Genomic DNA, 26,196 nt, shown 5'->3' with positions numbered 1-26,196 from the left:
GACCACCCCCTACGCGCTGCGCGCGCCCCCTTCGAGGGGGCGGCACCGACCGCCCGGCAAAGCCGGATCGGCGGCGCCCATCCGGCAACGCGTCCGTTTCACGCGACCGGGGTGCCGCCTCGCCGTATCGCCGTATCGCCGTATAGGGCCTTGCCATGAGTGAATCGAACTCCCCGCTGGTCTATATCACCGGTGCCTCCAGCGGCATCGGCCAGGCCCTGGCGCTGCGCTACTACCAGGCGGGCTACCGCCTGGCGCTGGTGGCGCGGCGCAGCGCCGAGCTGCAGGCCTGGGCCGCGGCGCAAGGCCTGAGCCCGGCGCGCTACGCGGTCTACGGGGCCGACGTGCGCGACGTGGCCGCCATCACCGGCGCCGGCCGCGCCTGCATCGCCGCCCAGGGCCTGCCCGACGTGGTGATCGCCAATGCCGGCATCAGCATCGGCATGGACACGGCCATCCTCGAGGACATCGAGGTGATGCGCAGCATCTACGAGACCAACAACATCGGCCTGGCCGCCACCTTCCAGCCCTTCGTCGCGCCGATGTGCGCGCGGCGCAGCGGCGCCCTGGTGGGCATCGGCAGCGTGGCCGGCATCCGCGGCCTGCCCGGCCACGCCGCCTACTGCTCCAGCAAGGCGGCGGTGATCAGCTACTGCGAAAGCCTGCGCGGCGAATGCCGGCCGCATGGCGTCAAGGTCGTGACGATCTCGCCCGGCTATATCGACACGCCGCTGACGCGCGAGAACCGCTACAGCATGCCCTTCCTGATGCAGCCGGCCGACTTCGCCGCGCGCGCCTTCGAGGCCATCGCGGCCGGCGCCAGCTACCGCGTCATCCCCTGGCAGATGGGCGTGGTGGCCAAGCTGCTGCGCGCCCTGCCCAACGCGCTGTTCGACAAGCTGCTGGCCGGCCGGCCGCGCAAGCATCGCCAGGGGCATTGAGCGCCGCCCGCCCTGGTCTACACTGCGGCCCTCATCTGCCGGCCGATCGCGCTTGGCCCAAGGAGGTTCTCATGATCAAGGTACTGCACCCCTGCTAGGGACCCCGCGTCCCGCAAAGCCGCCGCGTCCGCACCGGGCGCCGCCTTCCAACGCCTGATCGAGACCTGCCCGCGCCGCGCCGCCGCGCGGGCGGCCACCCATAGATGAAACCTGCCCTCGGCACCCTGCTGTGCCTGTGCCTGGCCATGCCGGCCCAGGCCTCCAACAATCCCCAGGCCCTGCGCCTGGCGCCGGAAGACGCCGCGCCGCTGCGCATCGACGGCGCGCTCGACGAGCCCGCCTGGGCGCGCGCGCCGGTGCACGACGCCTTCGTGCAGTTCCTGCCCGAGGACGGCCGGCCGGCGCGCTGGCGCACCACCGTGCAGGTACTGGCCACGGCCGATGCGCTGGTGTTCGGCATCCGTGCCCATGACGACGCGCCGGAGCGCATCCGCGCACCGCTGACGCGGCGCGACATGGTGCGCCGCGACCAGGACTTCGTCTCCGTCGTGCTCGACCCGGTGGGCCTGCGCCGCTCGGCCCAGTTCGTGCGCATCAATGCCGCCGGTGTCGTGGCCGACGGCGTCTTCACGGCCGACGATGATGCCGAGGACTTCGCGCCCGACTTCGACGTGCAGGCCGCCACGCGGCGCCTGGCCGACGGCTATAGCGTCGAGCTGCGCTGGCCGCTGGCGGCGCTGCGCTATCCGCATGCCCACGGCGCGCCCTGGCGCCTGATGGTCACGCGCAGCGTGCCGCGCGAGGCCAGCCACCTGTTCGTCAGCGCGCCGCTGAGCCAGGATGCGCTCAACTTCATCGCCGAGCTGCAGCCGCTGGAAGGGCTGGGCGATCTGGTCGAGACGGTGCGCGAGCGCGGCTTCGTGAGCCTGCGGCCCGAGCTGACCTGGCGCCGCGGCAGCCGCCCCGAGCTGGGCAGCGAGCTGAAATGGCGGCCGCGCGCCGACTGGGTGCTGGATGCGACCCTGAACCCGGATTTCTCCCAGGTCGAGCTGGACCAGCCGCAGCTGGCCGGCAACACGCGATTCGCGCTGTCGGTGCCGGAGAAGCGTCCGTTCTTCCTGGAAAGCACCGACATCGCCGGCCCCAGCCAGCCCGATGGCGACGGCTCGCCGCGCGCCCTGGCCGCCTTCCATTCGCGCGCCATCACTGACCCGGACTGGGGCCTGCGCGCCACCTGGCGCGGTGCGCAGAGCCAGGCCACCCTGATGAGCCTGCGCGATGCCGGCGGCGGCCAGGTCTTGCGCGCCCATGCCTATGGCACCAACAGCTATCTGCAGCCGGCCGATTCGGGCGCCAGCTTCGCGCGCGGCCGCATGCATCTGGGCGACTGGAGCCTGGGCGGGCTGGTCTCGGCGCGCGAGTACGGCGGCGGGCGCGGCAACCGCGTGCTGGGCGGCGAGGCCGCCTGGCAGCTCGGCGCGCAGGACCTGCTGCGCGGCCATCTGCTGCTCTCGCGCACCAGCGCCGGCTTCGATGGCGAGGGCCGGGCCATCGCGCAGCGCGTCGAGACGGGCCACAACCTCTGGCTCAGTTGGCACCGCCGCAACGAGGCCTGGAACAATACCGTCCACTACGAGCAGATCAGCGCGCGCTTCGCCAACGACAACGGCTTCGTGCCGCAGTCCGGCATCCGCCGCCTCACGCTGCAGGCGAACCGCCGCCTCGGCGGGCAAGACCTGGCCCTGCTGCAGAGCTACGAGACCGAGCTGCAGCTGAAGCTGCTGCAGACCGAGACCCTGGCCGATGCCGCGCATGGCGTCGCGCGCGGCGAGTTGCTGGAGCGGCGCGTGCAGCCGGGCTTCTGGTTCACCTCGGCGCGCAACAGCGAGTTCTGGGGCCATCTGGGCCTGGACGAGCAGCGCGCGCGGCAGGGCGGCGCGCTGCATCGGCTGCGCTACCTGAACCTGGGCTTCGGTGCCAATCCGGCGCCCTGGCTGACCTGGCTGGGCGCCGAGCTGGAGTGGGGGCGACGCCTGGACGTGGAGGCCGACCGCGTGGGCCGCGGCGCCTGGCTGCTGGTCGAGGCCAAGCTGCGCGGCGAGCTGCCGCGCGGCTGGTGGCTGGAGTTCGAGCAGCTGGCCGAGCAGGGCTTCGTGCACGGGCCGGAGAACCGTCGCGCCTTCCGCGACCTGGCGCTACAGAGCCTGCTGGTGCTGCATGCGAGCGCGCGCGATTCGCTGCGCCTGATCAGCCAGAACTCGCGCTACCGGCGGCGTCTGGAGCCGGCGCTGGGGCTCGATCCGGCCGACGAGCGCGGCCGCCATGTCTCGCTGGTGGCACAGCACCGCCGGGGCCTGAACCAGATCTTCAGTCTCGGCCTGAGCCGCGTGCGTGCCTGGCCGCAGGGCACGCGCGAGACCGAGCTGTTCGCGAAGCTGGTGCTCGGCTACGAGTGAGCCGGCGGGCCGGGCCAAAAACAAGGCGCTTTGCGCGTTGATTCGTGATCTCCCGGCCTGGCCTTGATCGCCTCTGCGAGGACCGGGTTAGGCCGGGACGCGGGTGTGCGCAATGGCTCCGTGTCCCCCGGGCCGCAAGCGGCCCTCCTCCTTTACCTGCGCAATTGCGCACACCCGCATCCCGGCTTCCCCGCCGCTGGGCTCTCGCGGAGAGAACCAAACGCAACGCCAGGCCGGCGTCTTTCAGCATCACCAAACAACACGCAAAGCGCCAAAAACAAAGGGCGCCCGAGGGCGCCCTTTGTTGATGTGCTGAGAGCTTAGTAGCCGCCGCGGTTGCCACCGCCGAAGCCGCCGCCGCCCGAGCGGCCACCGCCGCCGTAGCCGCCGCCGCCGCCCGAACGGCCGCCACCACCACCGCCGTAACCACCGCCGCCGCCGCCGAAGCCGCCGCCGCCCGAACGGCCACCGCCGCCGAAGCCGCCGCCGCCCGAACGACCGCCACCGAAGCCGCCCGGACGCTCTTCACGGGGACGAGCCTCGTTGACGACGATCGCGCGACCTTCCAGAGGCTGACCGTTCATGCCGTTGACGGCGGCTTGCGCCTCGGCGTCCGAACCCATTTCCACGAAGCCGAAGCCCTTGGAACGGCCGGTTTCGCGGTCCATCATGACCTTGGCGGAGGTCACGGTGCCAAATTGACCGAATGCTTCTTGCAGCGATTCGTCACGCACGCTGTAGGCCAGATTGCCCACATAAAGCTTGTTTCCCATGGGGAAGCCCTTTCAATACCAGATAACCATGTGGAGCTTCAACCCATCGTGAACCATTCAAGCGAAGGCGCGGCGTCCAGACACAGGTATACGATTATGGGTGATGGGTCCAGCGATGCGCAAAGCGCCCCCGCCGAGTGTTGTTTTTCGGCTTCGCGAGATAACCCGGGAATCGGGGCCGGCCGCGGCGCGGGCCAGCCGGGGCGGACCTGGCCCCGGCTGGCTATCATCGCGGCCAGCTTCCGATGTCGCCATGCCGCCCAAACTCTCGCTCCAGGCCCTGAATCGCGTGCTTTCCAGCCTGGATGCGGCCCGCAACGGGCCGGCGCTCTATGCGCTGCTGAGCACCTTCTGCATGGCCGGGCTGCTGTTGGCCATGGCCGAATCCGCCCTGGCCCGTAGCGAGACGCCCTGGGGTGCCGCCTGGGCGGGGCTCGCCCTGGCTGTCGCCTTTTATGGGGTCAACGCCACCGGTCTGCTGCTGATGGATCAGGCGCTGGGCCGGCCGCTGCGCGATGTGCAGGACGCTTTTCGTGACGCTTTGCTGAGCGCACACCGGGTGCTGCTGTGCCTGCTGGTGGTGCTGGCGCTGCTGGCCCTGCAGGTCGGCCTGCTGCTCGCCCTGCTGTGGGCGGCGCGCGCACCCTGGATCGGCGCGCCGCTGTTCGCGCTGACGGTGCCGCTGGGGGTGCTGCTGCTGGGCCTGTCGGGGCTGGCCATCGCGGTGCTGGCCGGGCCGCTGACCGGGCCTGCGATGTGGGCCGGCCGGGGGCTGCGCGACACCCTGGCCCTGCTGGGCCGGCAGTTGCGCCGCGGCCTGCCCGAGGCGGTGCTGCTGATGGCGGCCGTGCTGCTGCTGACCGCCCTGGTCAGCGCGGCGGTCAGCTTCGTGGTGGTGGGCGGCGGGCGGGCGCTGGCGCTGCTGGCGGTCTGGGGCGCGGGCATCGAGCTGCCGCCACAGCAGCTGATGGCCGGGCTGTTCGGCTACGGCCTGCGCAGCCTGGGCGCCGCCGGTGCGCCGGGGGCCGGCACGCCCCTGGGCATCGCGGCCCTGGTGGGCGGCGGCGTGGTGTTCGCGCTGGCCCTGGTGCTGCCGGGCCTGGTCTATCTGCGCGGCTGCTGTGCCGTGTATCTGGTGCTGAGCGACGCGCCGAGCGAGCCCCGGTGAGCGCCGTCCGCATCGCCTGTCTGGTGCCGTCGATCAGCGAGCTGCTGGCGGCGCTGGGCCTGGCGCCGCAGATGGTGGCGCGCACCGGTTTCTGCATCCACCCGGCCGCCGCGATGGCGCCGATCCCGAAGGTGGGCGGCACCAAGGACGTCAACCTGGCCAAGCTGCGCCGCCTGGCGCCCAGCCATGTGATCGTCAATGTGGACGAGAACCGGCTGGATACCGTCGAGGCGCTGCGCGAGTTCGTGCCGCACATCGTCGTCACCCATCCCAATGCGCCGGCCGACAACCTGGCCCTGCTGGCGCAGATGGTCGAGGCCTTCGGCGCGCTGCCCGGCGTGGCCGAGCGTGCCGCCGCGCTGGGGCGCGAGCTGCGCCTGGAGCTGGCGCGCTGCGCCGACCATGCCTGGCCGGGCGAGCGCGTGCTCTACCTGATCTGGCGCGAGCCCTGGATGACGGTGGCGCGCGACACCTATATCGCCCGCATGCTGGCCCAGGTGGGCTGGCAGAGCTGGCCGGCGGTCGAGGGCGGTGCGCAGGGCGCGGGGCGCTATCCGGCGTTGGCCGGCGACGAGCCCTGGCTGCGCGGGATCGATCGCGTGCTGCTCAGCTCCGAGCCCTATCGTTTCGAGGCGAGCCATCTGCCGCTGGCCCGGGCCCTGTGTCCGCAGGCCCGGGTGCAGCTGGTCGACGGCGAGCTGCTCAGCTGGTACGGCCCTCGGGCGGCCCAGGGTCTGGCCTATTTGCGCGCCCTGGCCGGCACCCCACAATGAGCCCATGGATCTGTACAAGCCCCTGATCGCCCTGCTGGCGATCGTCAACCCCATCGGGGTCGTGCCCTTCTTCATCCACTTCACGCAGAGCTTCACGCGCCAGCAGCGCCAGCGCACCATCCGCGTCAGCGCCTTCACGGCCTTTCTGGTGATCGGCATCAGCGCGCTGGCCGGCCTCAAGGTGATCGAGTTCTTCGGCATCTCGCTGGCCAGCTTCCAGGTCGGCGGCGGCACGCTGCTGCTGATCAGCTCGCTGCAGATGCTCAATGCCCAGCCGGCCGAGGCGCGCAAGGAGGACGTGTCCGAGGGCGCCAGCAAGGCCGACGCCGGCGCCAGCATCGCCGTCGTGCCGCTGACCATCCCGCTGCTGACCGGCCCGGCCACGATCTCGACGATGGTGATCTATGCCGAGAAGACCCGTCATTGGTGGGAGCTCGCCGTGCTGGTGGGCTACGGCGTGGTGGTCGGTCTGGTGACCTGGGCCGTGTTCTCGGCCTCCGGCCGCATCGCCCGCGTGCTGGGCCAGACCGGCATCAACATCATGACCCGGCTGATGGGCCTGATCCTGGCCGCGCTGGCGGTGGAACTGCTGGCCGACGGCCTGACCAAGCTGTTCCCGATCCTGGCCTCGCACATGGCGCGATGAATCCGCCCGCACTGCTGCTGCTGGAGGACGATCCGGCGATCGCGCAGACGGTGCAGTTCGCGCTGCAGCGCGAGGGCTTCGCGGTCCAGGTCTGCGGCTGGCTGGCCGAGGCGCGCGAGCGCCTGGCGCGCGGCGGCATCGACGCGGCCATTCTCGACATCGGCCTGCCGGACGGCAGCGGCCTGGACCTGTGCCGCGAGCTGCGTGCCGGGCCGCAGGCGCGGCTGCCGATCCTGATGCTGAGCGCGCGCAGCGAGGAGATGGACAAGGTGCTGGGCCTGGAGCTGGGTGCGGACGACTACCTGGCCAAGCCCTTCAGCCCGCGCGAGCTGGTGGCGCGGCTGCGCGCGCTGCTGCGGCGCGCGCAGGTGCCGCCGCCGGTCGCCGCCACGCCGGCGTTCCAGATCGAGGGCGAGGGTTCGCGCGTGCGCTTCCATGGCGAACTGCTGCACCTGACGCGGCGCGAGCTGGGCCTGCTGCTGAGGCTGCTGGCCGCGCCGCAGCGCATCCACAGCCGCGAGGCCCTGCTGGACGCGGTCTGGGGCCAGGATGCCGACAGCGCCGACCGCACGGTGGACACCCATATCAAGACCCTGCGCGCCAAGCTGCGCGCGGTGCGGCCCGAGCCGGACCCGATCCGCACGCACCGCGGCCTGGGCTACTCCCTGGAATGACGGGGGCCATGCCTTGCGTCTCGGCCTGCGCCTGTTCTTCGCCTTCTTCCTGATTGCCGGGCTGTCGTCCTTCCTGCTGCTGCGCGTGGTGCTGACCGAGGTCAAGCCCAGCGTGCGCGAGGTGATGGAGGACATCATGGTGGACACGGCCAATCTGCTGGCCGAGCTGGCGCTGGACGACCTGGCCGCCCTGCACGAGGGCGGCGGCGGAGCCGACCTGAGCGGCAGCCGCTTCGCGCAGCGCGTGCAGGACTACGCGCGCCGGCCGGTCGATGCGCGGATCTGGGGGCTGCGCAAGCAGCGCCTGGACTTCCGCATCTATGTCACCGATGCGCAGGGCCGGGTCGTGCTGGACACCGGGCCCGGCGCCGCGGTCGGGGCCGACTACTCGCGCTGGCGCGACGTGGCCCTGACCCTGCGCGGCGAGTACGGCGCGCGCGCCAGCCGCGAGAGCCACCGGGACGACCGCAGCACCGTGCTCTATGTGGCGGCGCCGGTGCGCCGGGGCGCACAGGTGCTGGGCGTCGTCACCGTGGCCAAGCCGGTGGCCACGATCCAGCCCTTCATCGACCGGGCCGAGCGCCGCATCCTGATCGCCGGCCTGGCCCTGCTGGCCCTGTCGCTGGCGGTGGGCGTGGCCGTCACGCTGTGGCTGGTGTTCAGCGTGCGGCGGCTGCGCCTCTATGCGCTGCGGGTGCAGGCCGGACGGCGCGAGCCGCCGCCGCAGGTGCCCGGCGAGCTGGGCGAGCTGGCCCAGGCGATGGACGCGATGCGCGGCCGGCTGGACGGGCGCGAGCATATCGAGCACACCGTGCGCGCGCTGACCCATGAGCTGAAGAGCCCGCTGGCCGCGCTGCGCGGTGCCGGCGAGCTGCTGCAGGACGAGCTGGCGCCGGCCGATCGCCAGCGCTTCGCCGGCCAGGTGGTGGCGCAGAGCGAGCGCCTGACCGAGCTGGTCGAGCGCCTGCTGGAGCTGTCCAAGCTGGAGCTGCAGCAAGGCCCGGCGCATCCGACCATCGTGGCGCTGGACGCGGCGGTCGACGCGGCGCTGGCGCGCCTGACCGACCGGCTGCAGCAGCAGGTCCTGAGCCCGCGCTGGCTGCGGCGCGAGAGCCTGGCCGTGCGGGCCGATCCCGAGCTGCTGGCCCTGGCGCTGGGCAATCTGCTGGGCAATGCGCTGGACTTCGCGCCGCCCGGCTCGGCGCTGGAGCTGGTGCTGCGCGCCCAGGACGGCCGTGCGCTGTTCGAGCTGCGCGACCATGGCCCCGGCGTGCCCGAGGCCGCCCGGGCCCAGCTGGGCGAGCGCTTCTTCTCCACCGCGCGGCCCGGCAGCCTGCGCAAGGGCTCGGGCCTGGGCCTGGCCATCGTGCGCCGCGTGGCCGAGCTGCATGGCGGCGCGCTGGACTTCGAGGCGGCCGACCCCGGCCTGCGGGTGCGGCTGGCGCTGCCATTGACCTGAGGTCGGGCCCGACTTCACCCCCGCCTCACAAACTTCGTTCCCGCCTCACCGGCGCCTTCCAGACTGGGGGCCTGTTCACCCAGGGAGGAGACCGAGATGGGATCGCGAGCGCTGTTGTGGAAGTTGATCATCCTGGCCGGCGTCAGCCTGCTGCTGTCCGCGCTGCTGCTGCGCATCGGCTTTCTGGTCGACGAGCGTCAGGGCCGTCAGCGCGAGGCCTTCGCGAGCGTGGTGCAGGCCCAGGCCGGCGCCCAGACCCTGCTGGGGCCGCTGCTGCTGCGCTGGTGCAGCGAGGAATGGGAGGCCGTCGGCGGCGAGGGCAAGGAGCGCCGGACGACGAGCGAGAAGCGCCGTTTCATGCTCGCCGCCGTGCCGGGCCAGCTGAGCCTGTCCGGCGCCCTGAACCAGGAGCCGCGCTATCGGGGCATCTTCAAGGTCAACGGCTATGCCGGCCGCCTGCAGATCGATGCGGCCTGGCCCTCGCTGGAGGCGCTGCAGCCGCGTGCCGAGCATGCCGGCTCACGGCTGCAATGCGAGGCACCGCTGGTGATGCTGGCCACCAGCGACGCGCGCGGTCTGCGCGCGGTCGAGCTGCAGCATGACGGCAAAGCGCTGGCCGTGCGGCCCGGCACCCGGCACGAGGCCTATGCGCGTGGCCTGCATGCGCCGCTGCCCGCGCGACCGCTGGACCAGCCGCTGCGCCTGATCCTGAGCCTGGAGCTGGCCGGCACCCAGCAGTTCGCCCTGGTGCCGGCGGCCGTGGCCACCCAGATGAAGCTGCGCTCCGACTGGCCGCACCCCAGTTTCGGCGGGCGTTTCCTGCCGAGCGGCCGCGAGGTCGGCGCGGCCGGCTTCGCCGCGCAATGGCAGGTGTCCGAGCTGGCCAGCACGGCGGCGGCCGATGTGCTGGCGCAGCGGCCGGCGCATGAGCTGGACACCCTGGACTTTTCGATGCTGGATCCCGTGAACCCCTATGTGATGAGCGACCGGGCGATCAAGTACGGCCTGATGTTCATCCTGCTGACCTTTGTCTGCGTGGGCCTGGTGGAGCTGCTGGCCGGCGCCCGCGTGCATCCGGTGCAGTACCTGCTGGTGGGCCTGGGCCTGAGCCTGTTCTTCCTGCTGCTGCTGAGCCTGTCGGAACACCTGGGCTTCGGGCTTTCCTATCTGCTCGCGGCCGGCGCGGCGGTGGCCCTGCTGGCCTGCTACGGCGCGGCCATGCTGGGTGGCTGGTGGCGCGGCGCGGGCTTCGGTGCGCTGATCGCCGGACTCTACGCGGCGCTGTATGCGCTCTTGAACATGGAGCAGAGTTCGCTGGTGATCGGCGCGTTGCTGCTGTTCGCCGTGCTGGCAGCTGTCATGACGCTGACAAGACGCATCGACTGGTATGCGCTGGGCGCAACAGGCCCGGCGTCGTCTCGGTAGCAATGCCCTTGTACGCGGCCCGCGCCTGGGCCAGCATCGCGGCATGAGTTCGAGCTTTGACTACATCATCGTCGGCGCCGGCACCGCCGGCTGCCTGCTGGCCAACCGCCTGAGCGCCGACCCGACGAAGAGAGTGCTGCTGCTGGAGGCCGGCCGGCATGACGACTACCACTGGATCCACATCCCGGTCGGCTATCTCTACTGCATCGGCAATCCGCGCACCGACTGGCTCTACCAGACCGAGCCGGCCGCGGGCCTGAACGGACGCTCGCTGCGCTATCCGCGCGGCAAGGTGCTGGGCGGCAGCTCCAGCATCAACGGCATGATCTATATGCGCGGCCAGTCGCGCGACTACGAGGGCTGGGCCGAGGCCACCGGCGACGAGGCCTGGCGCTGGGGCCAGGTCTTGCCATTCTTCAGGCAACACGAGAACCATTGGCGGCTCGACGGCAATGGCGCCGGCGCCTCGGCCGAGTTCAAGGCCGCGCATGGCCATGGCGGCGAATGGCGGGTCGAGCGGCAGCGCCTGCGCTGGGACATCCTCGACGCCTTCGCGGCGGCGGCGCAGCAGGCCGGCATTCCGGCCACCGAGGACTTCAACGCCGGCAACAACGAGGGCGTCGGCTACTTCGAGGTGAACCAGCGCGCCGGCCTGCGCTGGAACACGGCCAAGGCCTTTCTGCGGCCCACCTGCCTGGGGCGGCCCAACTTCGAGCTCTGGACCGGCGCGCAGGTGCAGCGCCTGCAGCTGGAGCGCGGCGATGACGGCGGCCTGCAATGCCGCGGCGCGCAGGTGCGCACGCCGCAGGGCATCGAGAGCGTGACGCTGAACCCCGGCGGCGAGCTGCTGCTGGCGGCCGGCGCGATCGGCACGCCGCAGATCCTGCAGCTCTCGGGCCTGGGGCCGGCGGCGCTGCTGCGCCAGCATGGCATCGAGCCGCTGCAGGACCTGGCCGGCGTCGGCGCCAATCTGCAGGACCATCTGCAGATCCGCGCGGTCTTCAAGGTGCAGGGCGCGAAGACGCTCAACACCCTGGCCAGCGGCTGGTGGGGCAAGGCCAAGATCGGCCTGGAGTACGCGCTCAAGCGCAGCGGGCCGATGAGCATGGCGCCCTCGCAGCTGGGCGCCTTCGCGAAGAGCGGGCCGGACAAGGCCTGGCCCGACCTGCAGTACCACGTGCAGCCGCTGTCGCTCGATGCCTTCGGCGAGCCGCTGCACGGCTTCAATGCCTTCACGGCCAGCGTCTGCAACCTGAATCCGAGCAGCCGCGGCACGGTGGCGATCCGCTCGGCCGACGCGGCCGATGCGCCGGCGATCGCACCCAACTACCTCAGCACAGACGAGGACCGCCGCATCGCCGCCGAGAGCCTGCGCCTGACCCGGCGCATCGTGGCCCAGCCGGCGCTGGCGGCCTACCGGCCCGAGGAGTACAAGCCCGGCCCGCAGTACCAGAGCGACGCGGAGCTGGCGCGCCTGGCCGGCGACATCGCCACCACCATCTTCCATCCGGTGGGCACCTGCAGGATGGGGCGGGCCGACGATGCCATGGCCGTGGTCGACAGCCGCCTGCGCGTGCGCGGCCCGGGTGGCTTCATTCGGGGGCTGCGCGTGGTGGATGCCAGCGTGATGCCGACGATCACCAGCGGCAACACCAACTCGCCGACCCTGATGATCGCCGAGAAGGCGGCCGCCTGGATCCGCGCCGGCGACTGATCATCGGCCCGCGAAGCGCTGCTCCAGGTAGGCCAGCAGGGTGCGGATCGTCTGCGCCTCGCCGCCCACCGGGCGGCCGGGGCGCGGCGTGTCGTTCCAGGCGAACAGGTCGATATGCAGCCAGTCCTGGTTCTCGGGCACGAAGTGCTCGAGGAACAGCGCCGCGTTGATCGCGCCGGCCAGCGCACTCTTGCCGGTGTTGACGATATCGCCGATCTGGCTTTCGATGCCGCCCTTGTAGGGTGCCCACAGCGGCATGTGCCACAGCGGGTCGTCCAGCTTCATGCCCAGATCGACGATGTCGCGCGCGGTGTCGAAATGCTTGCTGAACAGCGCCGGCAGCTGCGCGCCCAGGGCCACGCGGGCCGCGCCGGTCAGGGTCGCCAGGTCGATGAGCAGCGCGGGCCTGCCCTCGCTGGCATAGGCCAGCGCATCGCTGAGGATCACGCGGCCCTCGGCATCGGTGTTGCCGATCTCGATGTGCAGGCCCTTGCGCGTCGGGATCACGTCGCCGGGACGGTAGGCATTGCCGGCGATCGAGTTCTCCACCGCCGGGATCAGCACCTGCAGGCGCACCGGCAGCTTGCAGGCCATGATCAGCGAGGCCAGGCCCAGCGCGTTGGCAGCGCCGCCCATGTCCTTCTTCATCTGGCGCATGCCCTCCGGGCTCTTGATATCCAGACCCCCGGTGTCGAAGCACACGCCCTTGCCGACGATGCTCAGCAGCGGGTCCTTGGGCTTGCCCCAGTTCAGCTCGATCAGGCGCGGCGCGCGGCTGGAGGCGCGGCCCACGGCATGCACCGCCGGGAAGCCCTTCTTCAAGAGCGCATCGCCGACGAGGACCGAGAACTTGGCGCCATGCTGCTCGGCCACCAGCTGCGCGGCCTGGGCCAGTTCCTGCGGGCCCATATGCTCGGCCGGGGTGTTGACCAGGTCGCGGGTGGCGGCCATCGCGGTGGCCAGGGCCAGGCCGCGCTGGGCCGCCGGGCTGTCGGCCAGCACCAGGGTGGCGGGGACGCGCTTGGACTTCTTGTAGAGGTCGAACTGGTAGCCGCCGATCTCCCAGGACAGGGCCGCCGCCTCGGCATCCAGGCTCAGGCCCTGATCCTCGGCCAGGGCATAGACGCCTTCGGGCAGGGCCTGCGGCAGGGCCGCCAGCGCGAAGGGCGCGTTGGCCTGGGCCACGCCGGCGAACACCTGGCCCAGCTTGCCGTCGGCGCCGGGTACCAGCGCATGGGTGTCCGGCGCGCCGGTGAAGCCCAGCGTGGCCAGCCAATGGCGGGTGGGCGCGGGGAGCTTGGGGGCGAGGGCCTGGAAGGCGGCACGGTCGACCACGGTGATGGCGATGGCGCCGGCCGGCGCCTTGTTCTTGAGTTGAACCGTCATGGCTGTCCTGGTGGGGATGTAAGCCCGGGATTGTCTCAGCAGCTGCTCTGCAGCCGGGCGAGCAGCGCCTGTGCCGCGGGGCCGGCAGGGGTCGCCGGGGCTTGCTCCAGGCTGGTCAGCAGGCGCTGGGCGGTGGCCAGCTGGGGCATCACCGGGCCGATGAAGCGCAATTCCCGACCCCGGCCGACCAGCAGGGTGGGGAAGGTCTCGACCTCCAGATCGTCCACCAGTTCGGCGTCGTCCTCGATATCCACCCAGACGAAGCGCCAGCCCGGATGCTGCTCGCGCAGCGCGGCGAACACCTGGTGGTAGTCCTCGCAGACCCGGCACCAGGCGGCGCACAGGCAGGCGACCAGAACGGTGGACTTGTCTTCGTGATGCGGCATGGTCCGGCGACTGTAGCGACAAAAGCGCGGGCCGGCGGCAGGCAAAGATTTGTTGCACAAAGCTGTCAACCCGGCACCGAAAGCCGGCGTTAGACGCTCACTGTGGCCTCGTTGGGCACCAGAATGAGGCAAAAAGACGCCATGAAAAGTCAGCATCGCACCGAACCGCAACCCCGCCGCCTGCCGCTGCCGGACTGGAATTCCGACAGCAAGGGACGCAAGCACGAGGCCTTCGAGACCGGCAGCCTGGGCTGCGACCGCCGCAGCTTGGCGCGTGCGCTGCGCTTTGACAGGAAGCGTTGAATTTAGGCCCACCCCCTACGGCCTTCGGCCGCCAAGGCCAGAGGCCTTGGCCGTCGCTAGGCACAAACAGTCCGCAGGGACTGTTTGTGTCCGGGCTCCGCCCCCTCCAGGGGGCGCATCCGCAGGACCGGCAAAGCCGGATCCTCGGATGCCACTTGGAAATGCACCACGGCGGTGCCTAGCCCAAAGGCGCCAGCAGCAGTTTCAGATCTTCTTCGGTGAACTTGGCCGCCTCGGCCGGGTCGCTGCCCAGAATCCCGTCGGCCAGCGCCCGCTTGCGGCGCTGCAGTTCCAGCATCCGTTCCTCGATGCTGCCCTCCACCACCAGGCTGTAGACCAGCACCGGCTTGTCCTGCCCGATGCGGTGGGCGCGCGCGCTGGCCTGGTCCTGCACGGCCGGGTTCCACCAGGGATCCAGATGGATCACGGTGTCGGCCGCCGTCAGGTTCAGTCCCACGCCGCCCGCCTTCAGGCTCACCAGCATCAGCGGGACCTCCTCGGCCTGGAAGCGCCGCACGATCTCGCCGCGCGCGGCCGGCGCGGTGGCCCCGGTCAGGCTGACGAAGTCCAGCCCGCACCCGGCCAGGGCCTCGCCGACCAGGCCCAGCAGCCGGGCGAACTGCGAAAACACCAGCACCCGCCGCCCTTCGGCGAGCAGCTCGGGCAGCATGTCCAGCAGCAACTCCAGCTTGGCGCTTTCGGCGCCTTCGGGTGAGTTCGGCAGCAAGCGCGGGTCGCAGCAGACCTGGCGCAGCTTCAGCAGGGCGTCCAGCACCGTGATCTGGGCGGCGCCGAAGCCCTGCTTGGCCAGCGCGCGGCGCACCTGGATGTCGGCCGCCACCCGCACGCTCTCGTACAGCTCGCGCTGCCGGCCCTCCAGGCTCACGCGGCGCAGCGCCTCGGTCAGCGGCGGCAGCTCGGCCGCCACCTCGTTCTTGCGCCGGCGCAGGATGAAGGGCCGCACGCGCTGGGCCAGCAGCTCGGCGCGCAGGCTCTCGCCGCCCTCCTCGATGGGTTTGCGCCAGCGGCGCTGGAAGCTGCGTGCGTCGCCCAGGAAGCCGGGCATCAGGAGATCGAACTGGGCCCACAGCTCCCCGAGGTGGTTTTCCAGCGGCGTGCCGGTCAGCGCCAGCCGGTGGCGCGCGCGCAGCCGGCGCAGGGCCTGGGCGGCGCGGCCGGCGGCGTTCTTGACCCATTGCGCCTCGTCCAGGATCAGCAGGTGCCAGGCCTGGGCCTGCAGCGCCGCGCCATCGCGCCAGACCAGCGGGTAGCTGGTCAGCACCAGGTCGAACTCGGCCAGGCGGGCGAACTGCTCGTGCCGCTGCGGCCCGTGCAATGTGAGCACCCGCAAACCGGGAGCGATACGGCGAGCCTCGGCGGCCCAGTTGAACAGCAGCGAGGTCGGCAACACGGCCAGGGCCGGCCGGTCGAGCCGGCCCGCCTCTTTTTCGAGCAGGACATGGGCCAGCGCCTGGGCCGTCTTGCCGAGGCCCATGTCGTCGGCCAGGATGCCGGCCAGGCCCTGGGCACGCAGGTATTGCAGCCAGGCCAGGCCCTTGAGCTGGTAGTCGCGCAGCCTCAGGGCCAGCCCCGCCGGCGGGGCGACGGGCGGCGGGCTGCCGGCGGCCAGCAGCCGCTCGGCCAGCCGGCGCAGGCCGGCGTCACCCTGGATCTGCCAGCCGCGCTGTTCCAGGCCGGCCAGGCGCGGCCCGTCCCAGTCGCTCAGCAGCAGCGGATCCTGCGGCTCGCGCTGCGTCAGCAGGTCCACCATCGCGCCGACCACGGCCTTCAGCAGCGCGGCCGGCACCTGGATGCGCCGCCCGCCCGGCGCGCGCAGCGGGATCAGCGCCGCGTCGTCGATCCCGGCCAGGGCCTCAGCGCTGGTCCAGCGCGCGTCGCGGCGCAGCAGCTCGGCGATCAGCGGCGCCAGGTCCAGGTTCTCGCCGTCCACCTCGACGCCCAGGCTGACCAGCCAGGCGCCCTGGCGGTTCGGCAGGCTGAGCGGTTCGATCCCGACCCGCCAGCCCTCGCCGCTGAGCGGCCGGTGCGCAAAGCCGGGCTTCACCTCGACCAGCCAGCCCCGGGCCTGCAGCAGCGGCACCTGCTCGACCCAGAAATCGCCGAAGAACTCCTCCTGCGCCAGGGTCCAGAGCTGCTCGTGGCCGCGGGCGGCGGCCGGGCTGCGCCATTGCAGGCGGTCCGGGTCCAGCGGCAGCAGTTCGGTGGCCCAGAGCTGGTCGCGCGCCTCGGCCTCGGCGCTGGGGTCGCGCGCCAGCAGGCGCTCGCCCTGGCTGAAGGTGGCGGCCGGCCGGCTGTTCAGCAGCGAACGCGGCGCCGGGATGTCGACCAGGCTGCCGTCGGCCAGGCGGTAGGTCCAGTCGACGCGGGCCACCGTGACCTGCTCGCCGCGCGGCCCGATCGCGCCGCGCGGCGCCAGGCCCAGCAGGCCGTCGCCGCGGCTCAGGGTCTGCAGGATCAGGCGGGGACGGAAGACGGCCACCGCGCCGACGGGTTCTTCGGCGGCTGGCGGCTTGGTCTCGACGGCCGGCGCGGGATCGTCGCCCTGCGCCACCAGCAGGTCCATCAGCCGGGCCGCGTCGGCCTCGGGCAGGCGCGGCAGGGCCTGCAGCTCGGCGCGGCCGGCGCGCCGGCGCAGGGCCTGGACCCAGGTCTGCAGCAGGGCCTCGCGGCGCGGCGCATCGGCCTCCTGCACCAGGCGTAGCATCAGCGCGGCCGCGTGCTCGCAGAAATGGCGGGTCTTGCAGCTGCACAGCGCGCTGTAATGCGGTCGGCCCTGGGCGTCCGGCACGCCCTGCAGCACCAGCTCATGCTCACCCAGCCGCGCGCTGGCGCCGCCGGTATCGGCGCGCACCGCCTGCAGCCGGTCCCGCAAGGCCGCGCCGCGCTTCAGGCGTGCGGGCGTGAACAGGCGGCGCAGCTCGCCGTCCTCCGGCGGCCACAGGCGAGGGGATGGGGCCGATGACATGGCGGCCATTGTCCCCGCTGCTGATATCAGAAAAACTTTTGCATCATCCAGGAAAAAACGGCTTCACTGATTTCAGGCCGCTGGCTATCGTGCCCGTCCATGCCCAATCGTTCTCTCCCCTCGCGCCGCCTCCGGCTTGTCGGCCTCCCGGTCGTGACCCTGCTGCTGGCCGGCCTGGCCCTGGCCTGGCTGGACCGGCCGCTGGATGTCGAGCGCCTGACCGCCGAGCATGCGCTGCCCGCAATCCCGGCCGCCCTGCCGCCCGCCCGGCCGCCGGCAGGGCTGGACTTCCGGGTGATCGAGACCGCGCGTTCCAAGGGCACGCTGGAGGCCCTGATCGTCGGCGGCGGCCGCTGGTCCGGCCTGCGCCGGCCGGTGCACATGGCCGTGCTGGTGCGCCATCCGCAGGCCGCCTTCCTGTTCGACCTGGGCCTGGGCGCGCGGGTGGACGAGCAGTTCGCCGTCAACAACTTCTTTCATCGCGAGGTGTTCGGCTACGGCGCGGTGCGGCCGGTGGCGGCCCAACTGGCCGCGGCGGGCCTGCCGACTCCCGACTTCGCCGTTCCGTCGCACCTGCACTGGGACCATGTCAGCGGACTGCCCGATTTCCCCGCTCTGCCGCTGCTGACGCCCGAGGCCGGGCGCGTCGAGGCCGCCGCCGGCCATGCGCCCTACTTCCTGCGCAGCCAGTTCGAGGCGCACCGCCACTGGCGCGCGCTGCGTTTCGAGGGAGGTCCCTATCTCGGCTTTGCGGCTCACCACGACCTGTTCGGCGACGGCTCGGCCGTGCTGGTGCCGCTGGGCGGCCACACCACCGGCCAGGTGGGCCTGTTCCTGAGCCTGCCCTCGGGGGCGCGCTACCTGTTCAGCGGCGATGTCAGCTGGACGCTGGACGGCATCGTCCGCCCGGCCGACCGCGGCTGGCTGGCGCGGCGCGTGCTGCATCTGGATCACGACGAGGCCGCGAATCAGGCCACCCTGGTGCAACTGCACCGGCTGATGAAGGCGCATCCGGCGCTGCAGATCGTGCCGGCCCATGACGAAACCCTGCTGCCCCGCCTGCCGCGACTGGAGCCGCGCCCATGAACAGTCTCAACCTGCGCAATCTGCGCTATTTCAGCGCCGCCTTCGAGGAACGCAGCGCGCTCGCGGCGGCGCGCCTGTGCCATGTGTCGCAGCCGGCCATCTCGGCCGCGCTGGCGCAGCTGGAGGCCGAGCTGGGCCAGCGCCTCTTCATCCGCCAGCAGCGCGGCCTGGCGCCCACGCCGGCGGCCCAGCGCCTGTATCCGATGGCGCAGCGCCTGCTCGCGGACGCGCGCGCCATCCGGGCCAGCTTCCGGCCCGGCGGCAGCCGTCCGCAGCTGGCCCTGCAGCTGCTGCCCTCGCTGAGCATCGCGCTGGCGGGCGCCTTCCTGACGGCGCTGCGCGAAGGCATCGCGCACCTGGAGCTGACCCTGGCGGACCCCGGCCAGCCCGCCGACGCCTGGCTCACCGCTCGCGGCTGCGCGCCGGCCGGCCTGGATGGCTTCCTGCCGCTGTGGGAGGAGGGCTATGCGCTGCTGCTGCCGGCCGACCACCCGCTGGCCGTGCAGCAACACCTGACCCTCGCCGATCTGCACGAACAGGACTTCATCGAGCGCAGCCATTGCGAGCTGGCCGCGGCCTGGCAGCAGGCGCTCGGTCTGGCCGAGGTGCAGCCGCGCGTGCGCGCCCGGGTGCACAGCGAGGAATGGGCGCTGGGCCTGGTGGCCGCCGGCGTCGGCCTGACGATCGCGCCGCTGCACGCGGCGCGCGAGCAAGCGGGCATCGCGGTGCGCCGCGACGTGCCGGCCCTGCAGGCCCAGGGCCGCGAGATCGGCCTGGCCTACCAGGCGCCGGCCGCGGGCGTGCTGGCCGAGGCCCTGCGCCTCAGCGAGGGCTGGCGCGCGCCGCGCGTCCTGGCCGCGTGAGCGGCAGCAGCAGCGCCCCCAGCACCAGCACCGCCACCCCCACCAGCGCTCCCGCCCTCACATAGACCAGGCTGGCCCACAGCAGGTAGAGGCTGCAGGCGGTGAACAGCAGGGGCAGCAGCGGGTACAGCGGCACCTTGAAGGGCCGCGGCACGCTGGGCTCGCGCCGGCGCAGCACGATCAGCGCGGCGCCCGACAGGCTCAGAAAGCCCCAGTAGACGGGCGAGAGATAGTCCACCATGGTGGCGAAGCCGCCGCGCGTGGCGGCGCCGAAGGCCACCAGGGCCAGGGCCACCGCGCTGGTGGCCAGCACCGCGGCCGTCGGCGTGCCGCGCGCGGCATTCCAGCGGCTCAGCGGTCCGCCGCGCCGCAGATCGCGCGCCGCCGCATAGGTGCTGCGCGGCCCGGCAATCAGGATCGCGTTCATCACCGACAGCGCGGTCAGCGTGACGATGCCGACGATCAGCAGCTCGCCGCCGCGCCCGAAGGCCGCGCGCATCAGGTCGGCCGCCGGCGCCGCGCTGCCCGCCAGGCCCGCCAGTCCGAGGCCTTGCAGATAGGCCCAGATGGCCAGCAGGTACAGGCCGGTCACGAGGGCCAGGCCGATCGGCAGGGCGCGGCTGATGCCCTTGCGCTCGTCGCGCATCTCGGCCGACAGGGTGGCCGCGTCGCTCCAGCCGCCATAGGCCAGAAAGACGAAGATCATCGCCGTGCCCCAGTCGCTGGCCGCCGGCGCCGGCGCCGCGGCGGGCGGGGGCACCGCGATCCCGGCCGCGCCCAGCAGCGCGAGGCCGCCCAGCACCACCGCCATCAGCGACAGCTGGGTGGCCAGGCCCACCTGCACGCCGGCCAGATTCAGCCCGGTCAGCAGCAGGATCAGCCCCGCCGCCAGCCAGGCGCTGGCCTGCGGCCCCAGCCAGGGACTCAGGTCCACCGCCTGGGCCAGGTAGTCGCCGAACACAAAGGCCAGCAGGGCCATCGAGCCGGTGTGGATGACCGCGAAGCGCGACCAGGCGAACAGGAAGCCGAGGCGCTGGCCATAGGCGCGGCGCAGGAAATGGTAGTCGCCGCCGGCGTCGGGAAAGGCCGCGGCCAGCTCGGCGAAGCACAGCGCGCCGACCAGGGACAGCAGGCCGCCCAGCGCCCAGGCGGCGTAGAGCTGCGCCTCGCTGGCCAGCGCGGCGGCGGCCAGCGGCGCGGTCTTGAAGATGCCGGCGCCGATCACCATGCCGACGCAGACGGCGACGGCATGGCGCACATCGAGCCGGCGTTGCGGTTGGGCGGGTGCGGACATGGCGCGCGATCCTACCTGGCTGCATGGCAGACTGCCGCCCCATGAAGTCCTTGCTGCGTGCCCTGTCCCTGTTCCTGCTGGCGGCCCTCGTCGCCCTGCTGCTGGGCGTGGCGCTGGTCCTGCAGACCGCGCCGCTGGTGCCGCGTCCCGCCGCGATCTCGCCGGCCGACGTGGCACGGGCGCGCGACTTCCTGCGCCGCAACGATCCGCGCCAGGCACCGCCGGGCAGCCTGCGCGCGGCCCAGATCAGCGAGCCCGAGCTGGCCCTGCTGCTCGACTACCTGGCGAGCCGCTATCCGGCCCTGGCGGCCCGGCTGCAGCTGCAGGCCGGCCAGGCCCGGTTCAGTGCCAGCCTGGCGCTGGGCGGCCCCTTCTGGCTGAACGCCCGGGCGCGCCTGGTGCAGAACGGCGGCCTGCCCGAGGTGCGGGAGCTGCGCCTGGGTCGCCTGCCGCTGCCGGACTGGCTGGCGACCTGGGCCCGCGAGCGCGCGCTGGAACGGCTGGCCAGCCGCCAGGAGGCCCGACTGCTGCGCCGCATGATCAAGCATGTGGCGCTGCACGAGGGCCGGGTCCAGGTGCTCTACGAATGGCAGCCCGAGAGCTACCGCCGCATGCTGGATTCGCTGCTGCCCGCAGCCGAGCTGGAGCGCCTGCGCACCTACCAGGAGCGCCTGCTCGAACTGGCCCGGTCGCGCCGCGGCCAGGACCTGGTTTCGCTGGCCGAGGTGCTGCCGCCGCTGTTCGCGCTGGCGCAGCAGCGCAGCGACGCCGGGCAGGACGCGGCGCTGGAGAACCGCGCGCTGCTGCTGGTGCTGGCGGCCCAGGCCAGCGGCCGCGGCCTCGGCGCCCTGCTGCCGGCCGCGCGCGCCTGGCCGCGGCCGGCGCTGGAGTTCGGCCTGCACGGCCGCCCCGATTTTCCGATGCACTGGCTGATCTCGGCCGCGCTGGCGGCCCAGGCCGGCGGCCCGCTGGCCGATGCGGTGGGCATCTACAAGGAGATCGCCGACACCCGCGACGGCAGCGGCTTCAGCTTCAACGACATCGCCGCCGACCGCGCCGGCAGCCGCCTGGGCCAGCTCGCCGTGCGCGAGCCGCGGCGCCTGCAGCAGCGCCTGGCGGCCGGCGTGGCCGAGCCGGAGCTGCTGCCCGACGTGTCGGACCTGCCCGAGTTCCTCAGCGCGGCCGAGTTCCGCCGCCGCTACGGCGACACCGGCAGTGCCGCGTACCGGGCGATGATGGGCGAGATCGAGGCCCGGCTCGACGCGCAGGCCTTGTTGCGCTAGGCCGCGGCGCTCCCGCATACTCGGGCCGGTGAGCCCAACCTCGCTCGACGAACACCCGCTGCGCGACACCATGGCCAGCTATCTGGCCCTGGTCGACCATATTCCGCAAAGCGTCTTCATCAAGAGCGCGCAGGGTGTCTACCTGGCGGCCAACCAGCGCTATGCGGCGTCCTTCGGGCGCAGCCCGGCCGAGGTGCTGGGCCTGGACGACTACGCGCTCCACCCGCGCGAGCTGGCCGACAAGTACCGTGCCGACGATGCCCGCGTGATGGCGGGCGGCCGCTCCGAGGCCTATGACGAGCGCCATCTGCAGCAGGGTCGCGAGACCCTGGTCCATACGATCAAGACCCCGATCCTCGACGCCGCGGGCCATGCCGTCGGCATCTGCGGCATCTTCTGGGAGGTGGCCGAGCAGCGCGAGATGGAGCGCCGGCTGAAGGACAGCGAGGCCAAGCTGCGCGCCATCTACGACCAGGCGCAGGAAGGCATCCTGGTGGCCAGCCTGGACGCGGGCCGGCTGCTGATGGTCAATCCGGCCGGCTGCCGCATGCTGGGCTACGAGGCCGCCGAGCTGCTGGCCCTGCCGCCGGCCGAGCTGCATCCGCCCGAGGCGCGCACCCGCGTGCTCAAGCTGATGGCGCGGCTGGAGCTGGGCGACTACAGCATGGCCCAGGAACTGGCCTTCCGGCGCAAGGACGGCGAGGTCTTCTATGCCGATGTCAGCCCGACCCTGGTGACCCTGGCCGAGGGGCCCTGCCTGCTGGCGGTGCTGCGCGACGTCACCGAGAAGCGCCGGGCGCTGGAGCAGCTGGCGCATAGCGAGGCCCTGCTGGCCGAGGCGCAGGCGCTGGCGCATCTGGGCAACTGGAACCTCGACCTGCAGACCGGCCGGTCCAGCTGGTCGGACGAGGAATACCGCCTGTTCGGCTTCGCGCCCGGCTCGGTGCAGCCCAGCCAGGCCCTGTTCCGGCAGGTGGTGCATCCCGAGGACTACGAGCGCGTCGAGGCCCAGCTCGCCGCGCTGCGGGCGAGCGGCCGCGACGGCCATTACCACACCGAGTTCCGCGTGCTGCGGCCCGATGGCGAGCGGGTGCTGGAGGAGGTGGGCGAGCTCAAGTTCGACGAGCAGGGCCGGCCGCTGCGCATGTTCGGCACCACGCTGGACGTGACCGAGCAGCGCCGGGTGGCGCGCGCGCTGGCCGAAAGCGAGCAGCGCTTTCGGCTGCAGATCGAGCTGGCCCCGGAGGCCATCGTCGTGTTCGATCTCGACCGGGGCCGCTTCGTCGAGGTCAACGAGAACGCGCTGCGCCTGTTCGGCCTGGCGCGCGAGGAGCTGGTGCGACGCAGCCCGGCCGAGCTCAGCCCGCCGCGCCAACCCGACGGCCGGCCCAGCGACCTGTCCGCGATGGGCTGGATGCTGCAGGCGCTGGACGGCGGCCAGCCGGTGTTCGAGTGGGTGCATCGCCATGCCAGCGGGCGCGACATTCCCTGCGAGGTGCGGCTGGTGCGCATGCCCGCCAGCGGCCAGCGCCTGGTGCGCGGCTCGGTCACCGACATCAGCGACCGCAAGCTGGCCGAGACCAAGCTGCGCCAGCTCAACGAGGAGCTGGAGCAGCGCGTGCAGCGGCGCACCGCCGAGCTGCTGCGCGCCAAGCTGGAGGCGGAACGTGCCAATGCGGCCAAGAGCGATTTCCTCTCGCGCATGAGCCATGAGCTGCGCACGCCGCTGAACGCCATCCTGGGCTTCGGCCAGCTGCTGGCCATGCAGTCGCGCGAGCCGGCCGGCAAGGGCTATGTCGGCGAGATCCTGAAGGCCGGCGGGCACCTGCTGCAGCTGATCAACGAGGTGCTGGACCTGGCGCGCATCGAGTCCGGCAAGTTCAGCGTCGCGCGCGAGGTGGTGGCGCCCGCGGCCGTGCTGGCAGACTGCCTCTCGCTGCTGCAGACGCAGGCGCGCGCGCGCGACATCGAGCCCCGCATCGAGCCCGGCGCGGCGCTGCAGCAGCATGTCTGGGCCGACCCGGTGCGGCTCAAGCAGGTGCTGCTGAACCTGCTGGGCAATGCCATCAAGTACAACCGCCAGGGCGGCGAGGTCCGGGTGCGGGGGCGCGTGATCGACGACCGCCATGGGCCGAGCCTGCGCCTGACCGTGGCCGACAGCGGACCCGGGCTCAGCGAGGCGCAATGCGCCCGGCTGTTCGTGCCCTTCGAGCGCCTGGACGCCGATCGCGCCGCGATCGAGGGTACCGGCATCGGCCTGGCGATCGTCAAGCGCCTGGTGGAGCTGATGGAGGGGCGCGTCGGCGTGGACAGCCGGCCGGGCGAGGGCAGCGAGTTCTGGGTCGAACTGCCGCTGGCGCCGGCCGCCGTGCGCCCGCCGGCGGCGCAGGCGCAGTCGGCGGCCGAGACCGCCGCCAGCGCCGCACCCGAGGGGCGCCTGACGCTGCTGTGCATCGAGGACAACCCCGCGAATCTGCTGCTGGTGGAGGGCATCCTGGCCCTGCGGCCCGAGGTCGAGCTGCTCCAGGCCAGCGATCCGGCGCAAGGCCTGACCCTGGCGCGCCGCCATCTGCCGGCCCTGGTGCTGCTGGACATCAACCTGCCGGGCATGGACGGCTACGAGGTGCTGCGGCGCCTGCGCGTCGATCCGGCCACCTGCGCGCTGCCGGTGGTGGCGGTCAGCGCCAATGCCAAGCCGGCCGACCTGGCGCGCGGCCGCGCCGCCGGCTTCGACGACTACCTGACCAAGCCGCTGGACGTGGTGCGCCTGCTCGCCCTGGTGGACGCGCTGCCGCGCCAGGCATGCTGAACGCATAAGCAAAGCAGAAGTTCTTGGTTCTCCTGCATGAGGCGGATGCCTAGAGTGGCGGCTAGCCCCTACAGCCGTCCCTGAACAGAGAAACAATGAACACCGTACGCCGCACCCTGCTTGCCCTCGCGCTTGGCGCAGCCGCCCTGGCCGCCCAGGCCCAGACCACGCTGCTGAACGTCTCCTACGACCCGACGCGCGAGCTCTACCAGGATTTCAACAGCGCCTTCGTCAAGCAGTGGAAGGCCAAGACCGGCGAGACCCTGGCGATCAAGCAGTCGCACGGCGGCTCCGGCAAGCAGGCCCGTTCGGTGATCGACGGCCTGGAGGCCGATGTCGTGACCCTGGCCCTGGCCTATGACATCGACGCGCTGCACGACGCCGCCAAGCTGATCCCGGTGGACTGGCAGAAGCGCCTGCCCAGCAACGCCAGCCCCTACACCTCGACCATCGTGTTCCTGGTGCGCAAGGGCAATCCCAAGGGCATCAGGAACTGGCCCGACCTGGCGCGCAGCGGCGTCGACGTGATCACGCCCAACCCCAAGACCTCGGGCGGCGCGCGCTGGAACTACCTGGCCGCCTGGGCTTATGCGCTGAAGCAGCCGGGCGGCAATGCCGATTCGGCCAAGGCCTTCGTCAAGCGCATCTACTCGAACACCAAGGTGCTGGACTCCGGCGCGCGCGGCTCCACCACGACCTTTGTCGAACGCGGCATCGGCGACGTGCTGATCGCCTGGGAGAACGAGGCCTACCTGGCCGTCAAGGAACTCGGTCCGGACAAGTTCGAGATCGTCACGCCCAGCCTGTCGATCCTGGCCGAGCCGCCGGTCGCGGTGGTCGACAAGACGGTCGACAAGAAGGGCACGCGAAAGGCAGCCCAGGCCTATCTGGACTACCTCTACAGCCCCGAGGGCCAGGAGATCGCCGCCAGGCATTACTACCGTCCGCGCGACGCCAAGGTCGCGGCCAGGTACGCGAAGGCCTTCGCGCCGGTCCAGCTGGTGACGATCGACGAGCTGTTCGGCGGCTGGCGCACGGCGCAGAAGGCCCATTTCGACGACGGCGGCGTGTTCGACCAGATCTACACGCCCGGCCGCTGAACGGTCCCCACTTTCCTCTACGGCCAGACCATGTCCCTGCTCCTGATCGCCGCCAGCCCCAGCGCCTCCTCGCGTTCCAGCAGCCTGCTGGCCGCGGCCGGCGAACGCCTCAAGCACCTGGGCCTGACGACCCGCAGCCTGAACCTGCGCGAACTGCCCGCCGAGGCGCTGCTGCAGGCCCGGGTCGAGGCGCAGGGCCTGCGCGACGCGGTCCAGCAGGTGCGCGAGGCCCGCGTGGTGGTGCTGGCCACGCCGATCTACAAGGCCGCCTACAGCGGCCTGCTGAAGGTCTTCCTCGACCTGCTGCCGCAGGATGGCTTCAAGGGCAAGCTGGTCTGGCCGCTGGCCACCGCCGGCAGCCCGGCCCATCTGCTGGCGCTGGACTACGCGCTGCGGCCGGTGGTCGCCGCCCTGGGTGCGCAGGACGTGGTGAGCCCGGTGTTCGCCGCCGACACCCAGCTGCCGCGCTGCCAGGCCGGCGGCGGCTACCTGCTCAGCGACGAGATCCTGCGCCGCCTCAGCGATGGCGCGGCCCAGGTGTTCGAGCGCCTGGCGTCGCCGGTGCAACTGGCCGCCGCCGAGCGATGTAGCGTCGCCTGAATTTCATTTCCCCGGTTGTCTCCTCGATAGAACTGCCGAAGCCTGGCAACCCATGCGCTTCGCGGGCTATC

At 72.1% G+C, this 26,196-nt stretch carries 21 protein-coding genes; 16 read left to right on the top strand and 5 right to left on the bottom strand.

The features are described from left to right. Positions 1-155: 155 nt before the first annotated feature. Positions 156-941 carry an SDR family oxidoreductase gene (locus AC07OQ_RS03215; protein WP_495051644.1) on the top strand — a complete coding sequence of 262 codons (786 nt, stop codon included), beginning with the start codon at positions 156-158 and terminating at the stop codon, positions 939-941. Positions 942-1,144: 203 nt separating this feature from the next. Next, a complete protein-coding gene (locus AC07OQ_RS03210; RefSeq protein WP_495051643.1) occupies positions 1,145-3,397 on the top strand; it encodes a carbohydrate binding family 9 domain-containing protein in 2,253 nt (750 codons plus the stop codon). 320 nt (positions 3,398-3,717) lie between these two features. On the opposite strand, the gene rbp is transcribed toward AC07OQ_RS03210, so the two are convergent. Next, on the bottom strand, positions 3,718-4,170 hold the full coding sequence (gene rbp, locus AC07OQ_RS03205) for an RNA-binding regulator (protein ID WP_495051642.1): 453 nt from the start codon (positions 4,168-4,170) through the stop codon (positions 3,718-3,720). Positions 4,171-4,423: 253 nt separating this feature from the next. Between rbp and AC07OQ_RS03200 the strand changes: the two genes are divergently transcribed. From AC07OQ_RS03200 to AC07OQ_RS03170, 7 genes are all read left to right on the top strand, one after another. Then, a complete protein-coding gene (locus tag AC07OQ_RS03200; RefSeq protein ID WP_495051641.1) occupies positions 4,424-5,338 on the top strand; it encodes a hypothetical protein in 915 nt (304 codons plus the stop codon). Further along, positions 5,335-6,111 carry a helical backbone metal receptor gene (locus AC07OQ_RS03195; protein WP_495051640.1) on the top strand — a complete coding sequence of 259 codons (777 nt, stop codon included), beginning with the start codon at positions 5,335-5,337 and terminating at the stop codon, positions 6,109-6,111. The genes AC07OQ_RS03200 and AC07OQ_RS03195 overlap by 4 nt, the downstream gene beginning before the upstream one ends. Positions 6,112-6,115: 4 nt before the next feature. After that, on the top strand, positions 6,116-6,757 hold the full coding sequence (locus AC07OQ_RS03190; protein WP_495051639.1) for a MarC family protein: 642 nt from the start codon (positions 6,116-6,118) through the stop codon (positions 6,755-6,757). Beyond that, positions 6,754-7,431, top strand: a complete 678-nt coding sequence (creB, locus tag AC07OQ_RS03185; RefSeq protein ID WP_495051638.1) for a two-component system response regulator CreB — start codon at positions 6,754-6,756, stop codon at positions 7,429-7,431. The genes AC07OQ_RS03190 and creB overlap by 4 nt, the downstream gene beginning before the upstream one ends. Positions 7,432-7,444: 13 nt before the next feature. After that, complete coding sequence (creC, locus tag AC07OQ_RS03180; protein ID WP_495051637.1) at positions 7,445-8,890, top strand: two-component system sensor histidine kinase CreC; 1,446 nt, start codon at positions 7,445-7,447, stop codon at positions 8,888-8,890. A gap of 96 nt (positions 8,891-8,986) precedes the next feature. Then, positions 8,987-10,315, top strand: coding sequence for a cell envelope integrity protein CreD (gene creD, locus AC07OQ_RS03175; RefSeq protein WP_495051636.1), 1,329 nt, complete (start codon positions 8,987-8,989; stop codon positions 10,313-10,315). 43 nt (positions 10,316-10,358) lie between these two features. Further along, positions 10,359-12,029, top strand: a complete 1,671-nt coding sequence (locus AC07OQ_RS03170) for a GMC family oxidoreductase (RefSeq protein WP_495051635.1) — start codon at positions 10,359-10,361, stop codon at positions 12,027-12,029. On the opposite strand, the gene AC07OQ_RS03165 is transcribed toward AC07OQ_RS03170, so the two are convergent. Together AC07OQ_RS03165 and AC07OQ_RS03160 are read right to left on the bottom strand one after the other, a co-directional pair. Continuing rightward, positions 12,030-13,415, bottom strand: a complete 1,386-nt coding sequence (locus AC07OQ_RS03165) for a leucyl aminopeptidase family protein (protein ID WP_495051634.1) — start codon at positions 13,413-13,415, stop codon at positions 12,030-12,032. A 35-nt stretch (positions 13,416-13,450) separates the two neighbouring features. Then, positions 13,451-13,801 (bottom strand): thioredoxin family protein, encoded by a 351-nt coding sequence (locus AC07OQ_RS03160; protein ID WP_495051633.1) that lies wholly within the window; start codon positions 13,799-13,801, stop codon positions 13,451-13,453. 141 nt (positions 13,802-13,942) lie between these two features. On the opposite strand from AC07OQ_RS03160, the gene AC07OQ_RS03155 reads away from it, so the two are divergent. Further along, positions 13,943-14,104: a hypothetical protein gene (locus AC07OQ_RS03155; protein ID WP_495051632.1), complete on the top strand. Its 162-nt coding sequence runs from the start codon at positions 13,943-13,945 to the stop codon at positions 14,102-14,104. A 178-nt stretch (positions 14,105-14,282) separates the two neighbouring features. Here the strand turns inward: AC07OQ_RS03155 and AC07OQ_RS03150 are convergent, their stop codons facing one another. Continuing rightward, positions 14,283-17,090 (bottom strand): DEAD/DEAH box helicase, encoded by a 2,808-nt coding sequence (locus AC07OQ_RS03150; RefSeq protein WP_495051631.1) that lies wholly within the window; start codon positions 17,088-17,090, stop codon positions 14,283-14,285. A 99-nt stretch (positions 17,091-17,189) separates the two neighbouring features. On the opposite strand from AC07OQ_RS03150, the gene AC07OQ_RS03145 reads away from it, so the two are divergent. Together AC07OQ_RS03145 and AC07OQ_RS03140 are read left to right on the top strand one after the other, a co-directional pair. Continuing rightward, positions 17,190-18,176: an MBL fold metallo-hydrolase gene (locus AC07OQ_RS03145; protein WP_495051630.1), complete on the top strand. Its 987-nt coding sequence runs from the start codon at positions 17,190-17,192 to the stop codon at positions 18,174-18,176. Beyond that, complete coding sequence (locus AC07OQ_RS03140; protein ID WP_495051629.1) at positions 18,173-19,039, top strand: LysR family transcriptional regulator; 867 nt, start codon at positions 18,173-18,175, stop codon at positions 19,037-19,039. Before AC07OQ_RS03145 ends, AC07OQ_RS03140 begins: the two co-directional genes overlap by 4 nt. Here AC07OQ_RS03140 and AC07OQ_RS03135 read toward each other — a convergent pair. Beyond that, positions 18,999-20,333: an APC family permease gene (locus tag AC07OQ_RS03135; RefSeq protein ID WP_495051628.1), complete on the bottom strand. Its 1,335-nt coding sequence runs from the start codon at positions 20,331-20,333 to the stop codon at positions 18,999-19,001. The genes AC07OQ_RS03140 and AC07OQ_RS03135 overlap by 41 nt on opposite strands. A gap of 41 nt (positions 20,334-20,374) precedes the next feature. Between AC07OQ_RS03135 and AC07OQ_RS03130 the strand changes: the two genes are divergently transcribed. From AC07OQ_RS03130 to ssuE, 4 genes are all read left to right on the top strand, one after another. Beyond that, positions 20,375-21,616, top strand: coding sequence for a YfiM family lipoprotein (locus tag AC07OQ_RS03130; RefSeq protein ID WP_495051627.1), 1,242 nt, complete (start codon positions 20,375-20,377; stop codon positions 21,614-21,616). Between the two features lie 28 nt (positions 21,617-21,644). Then, entirely contained in the window at positions 21,645-24,425 is a 2,781-nt protein-coding gene (locus AC07OQ_RS03125) for a PAS domain-containing hybrid sensor histidine kinase/response regulator (protein ID WP_495051626.1), read from the top strand. A gap of 95 nt (positions 24,426-24,520) precedes the next feature. Continuing rightward, positions 24,521-25,525, top strand: a complete 1,005-nt coding sequence (locus AC07OQ_RS03120) for a sulfate ABC transporter substrate-binding protein (protein WP_495051625.1) — start codon at positions 24,521-24,523, stop codon at positions 25,523-25,525. 30 nt (positions 25,526-25,555) lie between these two features. Then, entirely contained in the window at positions 25,556-26,125 is a 570-nt protein-coding gene (gene ssuE, locus AC07OQ_RS03115) for an NADPH-dependent FMN reductase (RefSeq protein WP_495051624.1), read from the top strand. Positions 26,126-26,196 lie beyond the last annotated feature (71 nt).

The organism is Roseateles sp. GW821-FHT09B06 (assembly GCF_059418245.1).
The sequence above is the reverse complement of the archived record's forward strand: the minus strand, read 5'-3'. Positions and strand labels throughout refer to the sequence as shown.

Bases quoted from the DNA above. Each gene is read 5' to 3' on its own strand.
- AC07OQ_RS03190 (WP_495051639.1), top strand. From the start codon at position 6,116: ATGGATCTGTACAAGCCCCTGATCGCCCTGCTGGCGATCGTCAACCCC.
- AC07OQ_RS03210 (WP_495051643.1), top strand. From the start codon at position 1,145: ATGAAACCTGCCCTCGGCACCCTGCTGTGCCTGTGCCTGGCCATGCCG.
- AC07OQ_RS03140 (WP_495051629.1), top strand. From the start codon at position 18,173: ATGAACAGTCTCAACCTGCGCAATCTGCGCTATTTCAGCGCCGCCTTC.
- AC07OQ_RS03160 (WP_495051633.1), bottom strand. From the start codon at position 13,801: ATGCCGCATCACGAAGACAAGTCCACCGTTCTGGTCGCCTGCCTGTGC.
- AC07OQ_RS03215 (WP_495051644.1), top strand. From the start codon at position 156: ATGAGTGAATCGAACTCCCCGCTGGTCTATATCACCGGTGCCTCCAGC.
- creD (WP_495051636.1), top strand. From the start codon at position 8,987: ATGGGATCGCGAGCGCTGTTGTGGAAGTTGATCATCCTGGCCGGCGTC.
- AC07OQ_RS03135 (WP_495051628.1), bottom strand. From the start codon at position 20,333: ATGTCCGCACCCGCCCAACCGCAACGCCGGCTCGATGTGCGCCATGCC.
- AC07OQ_RS03150 (WP_495051631.1), bottom strand. From the start codon at position 17,090: ATGTCATCGGCCCCATCCCCTCGCCTGTGGCCGCCGGAGGACGGCGAG.
- AC07OQ_RS03200 (WP_495051641.1), top strand. From the start codon at position 4,424: ATGCCGCCCAAACTCTCGCTCCAGGCCCTGAATCGCGTGCTTTCCAGC.
- AC07OQ_RS03130 (WP_495051627.1), top strand. From the start codon at position 20,375: ATGAAGTCCTTGCTGCGTGCCCTGTCCCTGTTCCTGCTGGCGGCCCTC.
- AC07OQ_RS03165 (WP_495051634.1), bottom strand. From the start codon at position 13,415: ATGACGGTTCAACTCAAGAACAAGGCGCCGGCCGGCGCCATCGCCATC.
- AC07OQ_RS03155 (WP_495051632.1), top strand. From the start codon at position 13,943: ATGAAAAGTCAGCATCGCACCGAACCGCAACCCCGCCGCCTGCCGCTG.
- rbp (WP_495051642.1), bottom strand. From the start codon at position 4,170: ATGGGAAACAAGCTTTATGTGGGCAATCTGGCCTACAGCGTGCGTGAC.
- AC07OQ_RS03120 (WP_495051625.1), top strand. From the start codon at position 24,521: ATGAACACCGTACGCCGCACCCTGCTTGCCCTCGCGCTTGGCGCAGCC.
- creB (WP_495051638.1), top strand. From the start codon at position 6,754: ATGAATCCGCCCGCACTGCTGCTGCTGGAGGACGATCCGGCGATCGCG.
- AC07OQ_RS03145 (WP_495051630.1), top strand. From the start codon at position 17,190: ATGCCCAATCGTTCTCTCCCCTCGCGCCGCCTCCGGCTTGTCGGCCTC.
- AC07OQ_RS03170 (WP_495051635.1), top strand. From the start codon at position 10,359: ATGAGTTCGAGCTTTGACTACATCATCGTCGGCGCCGGCACCGCCGGC.
- ssuE (WP_495051624.1), top strand. From the start codon at position 25,556: ATGTCCCTGCTCCTGATCGCCGCCAGCCCCAGCGCCTCCTCGCGTTCC.